The organism is Oleiphilus sp. HI0123 (assembly GCF_001635315.1).
Genome location: NZ_LWGE01000621.1, coordinates 1 through 10,950 on the forward strand (window position 1 = coordinate 1; position 10,950 = coordinate 10,950).

Below are 10,950 nucleotides of genomic sequence, written 5' to 3' on the forward strand. Positions count from 1 at the left end.
ATGCGGAAGTTCTTTTTCTCTCGTCCACATTTACATGAGTTGCTAGCTAAAAGAAAGGTGATCGAATACGGAGCTTTACACCATATTCAGTACCTTGAAGGCACTGACGGGCTCGCATGGCGTTGCCAAAAATTGACAAAATTCAACCCGAACTTATCCAAGAGCCTCTTTAACGGTATATATCGTTACTCTAAAGATCGATCACTGCTAAACTATATGCAAAACAAAAAGACAATTCGTCTGTATTTGTTATTAATGGTTGAAGCTCAAAAGGCCTATAAACGCTTGGAAAAAGAATATCTAGAGAGCCATTTTAAGCATCTTGACCAAGGCTGGGATGACAGAATTGATGAGCTTGAAGCTAGCAAACTTGAACAATCGTTAAATAAGTCGGTAGGCGAGCCTGAGCAGAATCTAAAATCTTGACTTTAAGCTAGATCAAACGTATGTTTCAAACATCTGTTTGGAATATATATACTAAAAGAATTATATGGCTTATACCGAGACTGTTAACCGAATACTTGATGCTGCCGAGGTTCTCTTTGCTGAAAAGGGCTTCTCAGAAACTTCACTAAGAATGATTACGGGCAAAGCCGGTGTCAACTTAGCGGCGGTTAACTATCATTTTGGTTCAAAAAATGCGCTTATCCAGGCAGTGTTTAATCGCTTTCTTGCACCGCTAAATGAGTTAATGGTTGAAGGTCTGCGCGAGAATAACTGGGACAATGAAGGTTGCACACCAAGTATAGAAGATGTTCTAAGGTTGTACACGAGTAGTCTGTTAAAGATACCTACACGCAATAAAAATGGTGTTTCTATATTTATGCGAATGCTTGGCCTTGCTTATACTCAATCACAAGGTCATTTGCGTAAATACTTAGAAGACGAGTATGCAAAAACTTTCTGGCCTTTCTTAAATCTGCTTAAGGATATTACGCCAGAGCTATCGACGGCTGAGCGTTTCTGGAGAACTCAATTTGTTATCGGTGCAACAGCCTTTACAATGTCCAGTATTCAGCAGTTATCTGACATTCTGTCGAATAAGCCGGATTCTGAGGTGGATACAGAAAAAGTCGTTAATTACCTTGTGCCATTTCTAGCAGCCGGATTGAGCGCAGCTCCTGTTAACTGATTTTCTGCTCGCTGCTCATGACATAGGGAGTGTGAAGTGAATGCCGTTTGAACCAGGACTTAGACGCTCGTTAGAGAGTGAATTTTCCCTTTGTCAGCCCAGAATCGAAGTTAATGTAAAGTTACAGCAGCTGACTTTGTTTAATGAAAACAAAGTGGCTCGTTTTAGTGTGTCCACCGCCCTTAACGGAGTTGGACAGTTTAGCGATTCAGGTTGTACGCCTTTAGGTTATCACTATATTCGCGCTAAAATTGGTGCCAATTCTCCTATTAATACGGTCTTTGCCGGGCGTCGCCCAACAGGTGAGATCTACTCAGCTAAGCTTGCAAATAATTTCCCCGAACGAGACTGGATTCTGACGCGCATTATGTGGTTAAGCGGACTTGAGCCTGGCTATAACCGCTTGGCTAAAGTTGATAGTATGAGGCGCTATATTTACATTCATGGCACCCCTGACTCTGAACCAATGGGGCAGCCTTTGTCTCATGGCTGTATTCGGATGCGTAACAAAGATGTAATGGATTTATTTTCTCGTGTTTGTGTCGGGACGCGTGTTTTAATTAAAGAATAGTTTCTTTGATAGAGTAATAGTGAATATGAAGGAAAACAATATTGGCCCGCTGATGCTTGATGTGGCAGGGACTGAGTTGAATGAAGAAGAAAAACAGGTCTTATCTAGTCCGGTTGTTGGGGGAGTTATTCTCTTCTCAAGAAATTACCTGAACCCTGGTCAATTGACTAAGCTAATCTCGGAGATCCGGGAGTGCTCAAGCAATCTTATTATCGCCGTTGATCACGAAGGTGGACGCGTTCAGCGATTTCGCGAAGGGTTCACGCGAATACCGCCAATGAGGTCTCTTGACCGGGTTTATCAAGAGGATAAAGCGCAGGGCTTAAAGCAAGCTTTTGATCTGGGTTGGTTAATCGCGGCAGAGCTAATTGCATTTGATATTGATATCAGCTTTACGCCAGTATTAGATCGCGACCATGGTGTTTCTGAAGTAATCGGCGATAGAGCATTTTCCTGCGATCTTGAGACGATTACTGCTTTATCTTCATCGCTGGTTTCAGGTATGAAAGAAGCAGGCATGGCTTCTACAGGGAAGCATTTTCCTGGTCATGGAGCGGTTGTTGCTGATTCACATCATGAGATCCCGGAAGACAATCGTAGTCTAGAGCAGATCATGCAAAATGATACGATTGTTTTTGAGCGCTTAATCCCATTAGGGCTTGATGCATTGATGCCTGCTCATGTCATTTATAGCCAGGTAGATAATCAACCCGCTGGCTTTTCCAATGTTTGGATGCAGGATATTCTGCGAGGAAAGTTTGGATTTGAGGGGGTTATATTTAGTGATGACTTGTCAATGGAAGGTGCTAGTGTTGCAGGCAGCTATGTCGCGCGTGCAGATGCGGCTTTGTCTGCTGGTTGTGATATGGTGCTTGTCTGTAACAATCCAGATGCTGCGCAAGAAGTGAGGCTGCATTTGGAATCTTTGCTGCAGCAAGGTGATCTAACCGTCGATAATCAAAGACTCAAACGAATGCGCTACCAAGCAAGCAAAAAACTAAGTATCGAAGATGTTAAGGCATCTGAGGTATGGAAGACCTATAACAAATAGCATCTTAATAAAAATTAGGGGTGGGGTAGTATGAATTGGAATATTTTGAATACCTTCTTATTAAATAGCGGGCTCGAAAACTTGCTTGTTCGTCAAGTTGTCGAGATTTCGATTATTCTATTGCTAACCGGTTTGATTAGTTTCTTATCTAAAGTATTCCTTAAGCGCGTTGAAGCGCAGTTTCTTAAAACGCGTAACTTGTGGGATGACACTTTACTTCATTCTTCACGATCACCGATAGCTTTGGTTATTTGGTTACTCGGTTTGTCCTGGATTGCTTATAGTGTTCAGCGTCAATCAGGTGTTGACCTTTCAGTATTTATTAGTAATACGCAACAAATAATCATCGTTTTTTGCCTGGTGTGGTTTGTTGTCCGATTTATTTCGGGCGGCGAGAAGATCGTTGTTTGTGGCGAAAAGATGAAGCAGCCAATGGATGAAACAACAGTTTCGGCTATTGGTAAGTTATTGCGTGCAATTGTTATTATTATTGGCGTATTAGTCGTGCTACAGACCATGGGTTATAGCATGAGTGGTGTCCTAGCGTTTGGTGGTGTCGGTGGTCTCGCCGTGGGCTTTGCTGCAAAGGATCTGTTGGCCAATTTTTTTGGTGGCTTAATGATCTACCTGGATCGACCTTTCAAGGTTGGCGATTGGGTTCGCTCACCCGATAAGGAAATTGAAGGTACTGTAATTAAAATTGGCTGGCGCTTAACCACCATAAAAACCTTCGATAAACGGCCATTGTATGTGCCAAACTCTGTATTTACGAACATATCAGTTCAAAACCCGTCACGTATGAGCCATAGAAGAGTCTATGAAACGATTGGTATTCGATACGATGATGCCGCCGCGCTGCCTCGTATTATTAGCAATGTTAAGGCTATGCTATTGCAGCACCCTGAAATTGATACCACACAAACCCTTATCGTAAACTTTAATGCCTACGCGGCGTCATCCTTGGACTTCTTTATCTACACCTTCACCAAAACAACTGATTGGATTAAATATCATGAAGTTAAGCAGGATGTCTTAATTCGTGTTTACGACATTATTGCAGCCGAGAATGCAGAGATTGCTTTTCCAACCTCTACTTTGCATATGCCAGAGGCCTTACGCATTGAAGGTGAGATAAAAGGGCAATCGCCACAAGACTAATAAGATGATGACTCAATTGGTTAATGACTAGCCTTGAGCTTTAAGTGGGAATTTATATGTTAGGAATTATCGGTGGAACAGGCTTTGGTTCAATGTCGGGTGCTGAGCTTGTAGAGCAGCTATGGCCAAGTACGCCTTTCGGAGAAACCAGTGGCCCAGTTGTGATAAGTGCACTAAACGGGCTTAAGTTTGCGTTCATGGCGCGTCACGGTAATCCTCACCGTATTCCTCCTCATTTGATAAATTATCGTGCCAACCTCTTTGCCATGAAGCAAGCAGGTGTCGATAGAATTATCGCAATTAACGCGGTAGGCGGAATTCATGAAAAGCTCGGCCCGGGTAATCTTTCCATTCCAGACCAAATTATTGATTACACTTATGGGCGTGAACACACTATATATGATGGCATTCATTGCGAAACTGTTGATCATATCGACTTCACCAAGCCGTACTCTGAAACATTGAGAGCAAAACTTCTTCGCTCAGCAAGCGCGGTGTCATTTGATGTCTTGGATGGTGGAGTTTACGGTGCTACTCAGGGGCCGAGATTAGAGTCATCAGCTGAAATACTTCGTTGTAAGGCTGAAGGCTGCGATATGGTCGGAATGACGGGCATGCCTGAAGCTGCGCTAGCAAGAGAATTGGAGTTGGACTATGCCTGTATTGCCTTGAGTGCGAATTGGGCAGCAGGTTTGTCAGATACGCCTATTACAATGGCAGATATAAAAGAGGCAGTTTCGAAAGCGTCAGCACGCGTAAGCGAGCTGATTTTTCAAGATCTGGGAAGTTTATAGTCGAGCAATTAAGCAGCGGGTTCTGTTAGCTGACAATGTGTGTCACACAAATCCCGCTGCTGCAGTTAAGAGGTGGTATTCGGGAATGTTTGTTAGCTTGCTTTCTTAGTTAGTTGGTTTTGATACATTTCTCGAATTTGCTCTGCTGAGTACTTGTCTACAGTTATGTGGTTAAATTCAACTAGGTGTAATGCAGGGGAGCTTGGTAGTTCTTGATCAATTAACTCGGTGCCATTCGAATTTCTTGGCGCTGTATTTTGTTTCGCTAAACGACTTGCTTCTTTAGATGCTTTTGTTGTCATATCAAACCTTCCAGAGAGAAAACTTCTTAAGCGGTACATATAAAATATAAACTACCTTGGCTGGGATTTCACTTAATTTTATTCATAGCCTTAGACTATTAAGTTCTGATTGATAATAAGTATAAGCCCTTTGCACAGAAATGGGAGTGCTTGCGTGTCGCTAATTTGTAGCAGTTTGTAAACGGAAAGAAAGTAGGTGGCTATGCGCAGTGTTGGCTTAGAAGCCCGACTTTTGGAGCCATTGATCCAGGCGATTCGCAAAGGCTTGCCTTTCTTGTTGGCCTAAGGGCGGTGGTCCTCCTGAATGAACACCGCTGGATCGCATTGTCTCCATAAAATCTCGCATATTTAAGCGCGACTTGATGTTTTCCTTTGTATAGAGCTGCCCCCGTGTACCGATAACCTTGGCACCCTTGGTAATTACTTCGTCGGCGAGAGGAATATCTTGAGTGATGACAAGATCATTTTTGTTCGTTTGTTGCACTATCCAGTTGTCTGCAACGTCAAAGCCACTACTAACCTGAATTGACCTTAGAGTCTTGTACTTTGGTAGGGGGATATGCTGATTAGCAACGAACGTGATCACAACATTGGTTCTTTTCGCAGCTTTAATCAAAATGTCGCGAATAACAACCGGGCAGGCATCAGCGTCCACCCAAATAGAAGGTAAAAGGGTGTCAGAAGTTCTGGTTTCATTTGTGCTTGATTTATCGTTCATAATAAGTCGCTAGATAACGCTAATAATAGTAGCTCTATCTGCTAGATCTCGGGCTCTGGCTCTAATTTATTAATGGTGACAATTAAACCGATTGCCGGGTGATCTAAATAATGAATTTCTCCATATTTTAAGCGCCGGCTTTGGTGTAAACGGAATACCTGACTAGGTATCCTGGAGGAAGAGTGCTTGCTTAAAACAATTTCGTCTGGCTTGTATGCTTGTAGCAATGAATCAGTTTTGTGTCGAATAGTGCTGGTCGAAAGTAGCCAGTCGAAAATGTTTCGCTCTGGATAAAACAAAAAACTGGTAAGAAATAAATCTGCTTCGATGTGCATGTATCGGGAACGTTTAATAGTAAGCGTTCCCTCTAGGTGAGTTTCACCATAATAGCTTTCATTTTGAACTACATCGGTCAGCGCAGATATACGAAGTGGGGGTAATGTGCTGCCTGGTTCCATGGCTTGTTGCCAAGCGCCATATTTAATGACGCGTACATCCCTACTTTTATTTAATTTTGAAAGCGCATCATTGAGTTGCATTGATGAACTATCAAGCTGTTCATATTGGAAGTTCGATAAGGTTTCTAAACCTTCGATCAAATGAGTGTATTGTGAATGCCGAGGTGGATTGTAGGGAACAAGATTAAACTTTCTATTCGCTTCGACATGCCCCTGGTGAGTAAAGAGAATGTATTCTACCTGGAATATTTCTTCGCTGAAATCTTCAGCATAAGCATGGTTAATCGTGAAAGACAAAAGAAATAGCGCGAGTATTCGAAAACAGAGCTTGTAGAGAGTATTCAATGTTAACACGTGCGTAAAAGCCTCACCTTCTTACAGGTTGGAGTGAAATTAGCTGAATACTACCATTCTCATTACTTAAAGCCAGAGAAATTTAAGCCTTGAATCCAAACCTTTCGAAAAGAAATGAGCTAGAAGAAATCACCGATGTAATTATTGAGTACGTCACCTTTTTGCACCTTTGGTTTGTCTGTACTCATGTCTACAGGTTTTTCTGTAGGCTCTACCGCTTCGGTAGGCGAGTGTGCCACAAATGCGGGGAGCTCGCTTGCTAAACTACTTTTCGTGGTGTGAACATGGTTAGCACCCTCTAAAGCAGTCACGCGGTAATAGTAACGCCCGCGATATGCTGCAAGGAAAACTAAGCAAAGTGTTAACAGTTCGAAAAGGTGAATGAGCATAATTGTAAGTTGGTACTCTAAGCAATATGTCAGTGTCTGCGTAAAAGTGAAGCGGTATTCTATTGAATAACGTGCATCAGATCAGCTAATTATAGTTGATTTTACAACTATTTTAAATTTGTGGCTGTGTTTTGGGCTTGTTAGTGAGGTGTGGTAATATCCGCGCCAAATTAATGGGGTTGAGGTTGGTAAGTTATGAGCGAAGAACAAGGTCAGAAACGTGTAGGGTTCGTTAGTCTGGGATGTCCAAAGGCTTTAGTAGACTCTGAGCGTATATTGACCAAATTAAAGCTTGAAGGTTACGAAGTCGCCCCAGAATATGATAATGCGGATGTTGTGGTCGTAAATACTTGTGGTTTTATTGACTCTGCCAAGCAAGAATCACTCGATGCGATTAATGAAGCGATGCGCGAGAATGGTAAGGTCGTTGTCACCGGGTGTATGGGCAAGGGGAGTGACGCAGAGCAGATAAAGAGCGCTTTCCCTGAAGTGTTAAACGTTAGCGGACCGGCCGATTATGAAAGCGTAATGGGCGCTGTTCACGAATATGCTCCCCCGTCGAAAGAACAGGAAACGCACTATAGTGACAGGGTGCCTGCTCAAGGCATCAAATTAACACCTAAGCATTATGCTTACCTTAAAATCTCGGAAGGATGTAACCATCGCTGTAGCTTTTGTATTATCCCTCATATGCGCGGAGATTTGGTAAGTCGCCCAATTTCTGAAGTTATTGAAGAGGCCAAACGCTTGGTAGAAAGTGGTGTAAAAGAGCTTCTTGTTATCTCTCAAGATACAAGCGCCTACGGTGTCGATGTTAAATATAAGCTCGATTTTATGGAAGGCCGGGCTCACGAAACACGTATGCAAGACCTCGCTGTTGCGCTAGGAGAATTGGGTGTATGGGTAAGAATGCATTACGTTTATCCTTATCCTCATGTTGATAAACTGATCCCCTTAATGGCAGAAGGAAAGATTCTGCCGTATTTGGATATTCCCTTCCAGCACGCTAGTGCAAAAATACTAAAAGCAATGAAACGTCCTGCGCACAGCGAGAAGGTCATCGATCGCATTCGTTCCTGGCGCGAGATATGTCCTGAACTTACGATAAGAAGCACCTTCATTGTTGGTTTTCCGGGTGAAACAGAGCAAGATTTTCAGGAGCTATTGGACTTTTTAGAAGAGGCCCAGTTAGATCGTGTAGGTTGCTTTACGTATTCTCCTGTAGAGGGCGCGCCAGCAAACGTCTTGGCGAATCAGGTCCCCGAAGAAGTGAAGGAGAGTAGGCACAAAAGGTTTATGGAAAAGCAGGCTGAGATTAGTGCCGAACGTTTGCGAGCAAAGGTTGGTTCATTGCAATGGGTGATCATTGACGAAGTGGTTGAAGAAGGCGCGGTAGGTAGGAGCTCAGCAGACGCACCTGAAATAGATGGTAACGTCTTCATCGATGGAGCAACTCACCTATGTGTCGGTGACTTGGTTAAAGTAGAGGTCGAAGAGGTTGATGAGTATGATATGTGGGGGCGCTTGGTTTAGAAGGAGAGGCTTCTTTCTTCCTATATCTAAATCAACGAACTCTTTAATTAGGTGAAAAAGTCGGCACGCAATCTGACCTACTTAAATAGCGGTTTCGACTAGAGCCTAGAAATGCCCTGCCCAATCTTAGTCAGCAATGTGCCAATTTCAGACCTTGGCACTTGCTTCAAGGTTGGCCGAAACTTACTGATTCTGAATCGTCGATTGATATCGGGAATTGGTGATTAGCGGACATAATCAAGTTATCCAGACAAACGCAACTTAGACAATAAGCTGCTTATATCTTAGTGCTCTGCTTTAATCTTACTGCATGCCATTAGCTGATGCTGAAACAGCAGTAGATTCAAACTGTCATCCTTCCTCCCAAGCAGAAATCGCCCATGCAACGCTGTTAAAAAATAAAACCATTAGATCTTCGACTCATTAGATCTTCGACTCATTAGGTCTGTTAGTCGCTGAAGTGTGACGCGCCTTTTAATTCTAGTATCCAGATAAATTTGTTTTGGCATTACTACTGTAGAAAAACAAGCTAGCCTGCACTCTATAACGCTAAGTGGTATGGATCTATCGAACCTAAACTATCCGGACCTAGGAAACGGAGCTTTACGCGGAAGGGGCGTTCAGTTCTTCTAAGTTTTTGTGTATTTTCATTGCATTTGAACTAGCTTGCGGCTAGCTTATAAAGATAAAACTAAGCATCAATTTAGCCTATGAACCCTGAACTTCTGTCTGCTACTTATCTAAACCATTTCTCGCGCTATGCCGAAGAGCAAGGAATTGATCTACAACCTTTCTGGAAACAGGTTGATCACAACGAAAGCGAGCCCTTCATTAAAGTGGATACCTTGAAACAGCTTATTCACTATATGTGGAAAAAGGGGTGTCCGCGTTCGTTAGGATTGTTTGTCGGTAGGAACATCAGCTTGTCCAGTCATGGCCATGTAGGCTATGGCCTGTCGCATGCAACCAACCTGGAAGACAGCCTGGTATTTCTTTGTGAATATTACAAAATTCGCGCACAAATTCTCAGCTTCTATATCGAAGAGGATGAAGAGAACATCTATCTCTGTATAAAACCCCTTGCCGATTGGGGAGACATTGATGTTGTTCTTTATGAGACGATTGCTGCGCTGGTTTTCAACATTATCAAATTTGCTATTGGCTCAAAAGTAGAAGAATGCGTTCTGGAGCTGCCTTTCGAAGAGCCTGACTGGAGTGACTTATATGGATCGTGTTTGCCGAAGCGCATTCGTTATTCAGACGGAGTTTTGCGATATGGTATGCCATTGGAGTGGAAGGCGATCACCTGCGTTTCAGCAGATCCGGTTACTGCCGAAATGGCCGCTCAACAATGTAAGAATGAGCTTAATCGTTTACTGGAATCACGCACATTATCAGACAAAGTGAATGAACTAATTCTTTCGAGTGTTCAGTTTGAACTATCACTCGAGCAAACCGCCAAGACGCTTTATATGTCCAAGAGCACCTTAATCAGAAAACTGAAGCAAGAAGGTAAGACTTTCAAACTTCTAATGGAAGACGCCAAGAAAAAAAATGCTCAATACTTGCTGAAGAAAACAGATCAAAAGATAGATGTGATCGCTTTACAGCTTGGTTACGAAGATGTGTCGAATTTTGGGCGCAGTTTCAAACGCTGGTTTGGCTGCGCGCCATCACAGTATCGAGAAGGGTAAGGAAGTTTATCGTTATTGACACTTATTGACCTGTCCTTGGCAACTCCCGCCATTCTTAGGTGCTGAGCACTCAGTTAACATCACCCTCATGATAACCATATTGACTCTAGATTGGGTGACAAGATGTCAGAACTAATATACGACTACATCATTGTTGGCGCCGGTTCGGCGGGCAGTGTGCTTGCGAATCGCTTAAGCGAGAATGAAAAGAACTCGGTGCTGGTACTTGAAGCCGGACCTGAAGACAAAAGTCCAATGATTAAAATACCCGGAGCTTTTGCTTACTTTATGTATAGTAAAAAATATAACTGGGGCTATGAGTCTGAAGCCGTTGCCGACATTCGTAAGGGGCAACCAATGTTCTGCCCCAGAGGAAAAACCTTAGGCGGAAGTAGCGCCATCAACGCAATGGTCTATGTTCGAGGCGACAAATCTGATTATGATCACTGGGAAGCCCAAGGAAATAAGGGCTGGAAATTCGATTCAATGTTGCCCTATTTTAAAAAAGCCGAAACAAATGAGCGAGGATGCAATGACTACCACGGCAGCCAAGGTCCTCTTTATGTCTCAAACACACAAAATACTTACCCCTTGAATGAGTGCTTCCTAAAAGGTTCTGAGCAAGCGGGATACCCTTTAAATGACGATTTCAATGGGCCTCAATTTGAAGGTGTGGGCTATTATCAGTTTACAATCAAGAATGGCGAAAGGTGCGGTGTCTCACGGGCCTATTTAAAGCCTGCTCGTACTCGAAAAAATCTGCACATACAATGTGAAGCCTTAGTTAATCGAATTA

At 43.0% G+C, this 10,950-nt stretch carries 13 protein-coding genes; 9 read left to right on the forward strand and 4 right to left on the reverse strand.

Translation table 11 applies throughout. The annotated features are described in order from the left end of the window. From A3761_RS05615 to A3761_RS05640, 6 genes are all read left to right on the forward strand, one after another. The coding region (locus tag A3761_RS05615) for a hypothetical protein (RefSeq protein WP_068749967.1) at positions 1–426 on the forward strand (426 nt) is incomplete at its 5' end. 64 nt (positions 427–490) lie between these two features. Next, entirely contained in the window at positions 491–1,132 is a 642-nt protein-coding gene (locus tag A3761_RS05620; protein ID WP_068507084.1) for a TetR/AcrR family transcriptional regulator, read from the forward strand. A gap of 40 nt (positions 1,133–1,172) precedes the next feature. Continuing rightward, positions 1,173–1,703: a L,D-transpeptidase gene (locus A3761_RS05625; protein ID WP_082865388.1), complete on the forward strand. Its 531-nt coding sequence runs from the start codon at positions 1,173–1,175 to the stop codon at positions 1,701–1,703. 25 nt (positions 1,704–1,728) lie between these two features. After that, entirely contained in the window at positions 1,729–2,754 is a 1,026-nt protein-coding gene (gene nagZ, locus A3761_RS05630; RefSeq protein WP_068507086.1) for a beta-N-acetylhexosaminidase, read from the forward strand. Between the two features lie 30 nt (positions 2,755–2,784). Next, a complete protein-coding gene (locus A3761_RS05635; RefSeq protein ID WP_082865387.1) occupies positions 2,785–3,912 on the forward strand; it encodes a mechanosensitive ion channel family protein in 1,128 nt (375 codons plus the stop codon). Between the two features lie 56 nt (positions 3,913–3,968). Beyond that, a complete protein-coding gene (locus tag A3761_RS05640) occupies positions 3,969–4,706 on the forward strand; it encodes an S-methyl-5'-thioinosine phosphorylase (protein WP_068507088.1) in 738 nt (245 codons plus the stop codon). Positions 4,707–4,798: 92 nt separating this feature from the next. Here A3761_RS05640 and A3761_RS05645 read toward each other — a convergent pair whose 3' ends face one another. The 4 genes from A3761_RS05645 to A3761_RS05660 all read right to left on the reverse strand — a co-directional run bounded on the left by A3761_RS05645 (position 4,799) and on the right by A3761_RS05660 (position 6,849). Further along, positions 4,799–5,008 (reverse strand): hypothetical protein, encoded by a 210-nt coding sequence (locus A3761_RS05645; RefSeq protein ID WP_068507091.1) that lies wholly within the window; start codon positions 5,006–5,008, stop codon positions 4,799–4,801. A 217-nt stretch (positions 5,009–5,225) separates the two neighbouring features. Beyond that, positions 5,226–5,726 carry a YaiI/YqxD family protein gene (locus A3761_RS05650; RefSeq protein WP_068507094.1) on the reverse strand — a complete coding sequence of 167 codons (501 nt, stop codon included), beginning with the start codon at positions 5,724–5,726 and terminating at the stop codon, positions 5,226–5,228. 41 nt (positions 5,727–5,767) lie between these two features. Then, complete coding sequence (locus A3761_RS05655) at positions 5,768–6,538, reverse strand: CsiV family protein (protein ID WP_068507104.1); 771 nt, start codon at positions 6,536–6,538, stop codon at positions 5,768–5,770. Positions 6,539–6,657: 119 nt separating this feature from the next. Further along, a complete protein-coding gene (locus A3761_RS05660) occupies positions 6,658–6,849 on the reverse strand; it encodes a hypothetical protein (protein WP_156498006.1) in 192 nt (63 codons plus the stop codon). Between the two features lie 273 nt (positions 6,850–7,122). Here A3761_RS05660 and rimO point away from each other — a divergent pair, with 273 nt between their 5' ends. The 3 genes from rimO to A3761_RS05675 all read left to right on the forward strand — a co-directional run. Further along, positions 7,123–8,460 carry a 30S ribosomal protein S12 methylthiotransferase RimO gene (gene rimO, locus A3761_RS05665; protein WP_068507108.1) on the forward strand — a complete coding sequence of 446 codons (1,338 nt, stop codon included), beginning with the start codon at positions 7,123–7,125 and terminating at the stop codon, positions 8,458–8,460. A gap of 710 nt (positions 8,461–9,170) precedes the next feature. After that, on the forward strand, positions 9,171–10,154 hold the full coding sequence (locus A3761_RS05670; RefSeq protein WP_068507109.1) for a helix-turn-helix domain-containing protein: 984 nt from the start codon (positions 9,171–9,173) through the stop codon (positions 10,152–10,154). A 123-nt stretch (positions 10,155–10,277) separates the two neighbouring features. Beyond that, a partial coding sequence (locus A3761_RS05675; RefSeq protein WP_197472858.1) for a GMC family oxidoreductase occupies positions 10,278–10,950 on the forward strand: 673 nt, incomplete at its 3' end.

What these genes read in the sequence shown, in the direction of transcription:
- A3761_RS05620 (WP_068507084.1), top strand. Translation starts at nt 491, where the DNA reads ATGGCTTATACCGAGACTGTTAACCGAATACTTGATGCTGCCGAGGTT.
- A3761_RS05645 (WP_068507091.1), bottom strand. Translation starts at nt 5,008, where the DNA reads ATGACAACAAAAGCATCTAAAGAAGCAAGTCGTTTAGCGAAACAAAAT.
- nagZ (WP_068507086.1), top strand. Translation starts at nt 1,729, where the DNA reads ATGAAGGAAAACAATATTGGCCCGCTGATGCTTGATGTGGCAGGGACT.
- rimO (WP_068507108.1), top strand. Translation starts at nt 7,123, where the DNA reads ATGAGCGAAGAACAAGGTCAGAAACGTGTAGGGTTCGTTAGTCTGGGA.
- A3761_RS05650 (WP_068507094.1), bottom strand. Translation starts at nt 5,726, where the DNA reads ATGAACGATAAATCAAGCACAAATGAAACCAGAACTTCTGACACCCTT.
- A3761_RS05640 (WP_068507088.1), top strand. Translation starts at nt 3,969, where the DNA reads ATGTTAGGAATTATCGGTGGAACAGGCTTTGGTTCAATGTCGGGTGCT.
- A3761_RS05635 (WP_082865387.1), top strand. Translation starts at nt 2,785, where the DNA reads ATGAATTGGAATATTTTGAATACCTTCTTATTAAATAGCGGGCTCGAA.
- A3761_RS05625 (WP_082865388.1), top strand. Translation starts at nt 1,173, where the DNA reads ATGCCGTTTGAACCAGGACTTAGACGCTCGTTAGAGAGTGAATTTTCC.
- A3761_RS05670 (WP_068507109.1), top strand. Translation starts at nt 9,171, where the DNA reads ATGAACCCTGAACTTCTGTCTGCTACTTATCTAAACCATTTCTCGCGC.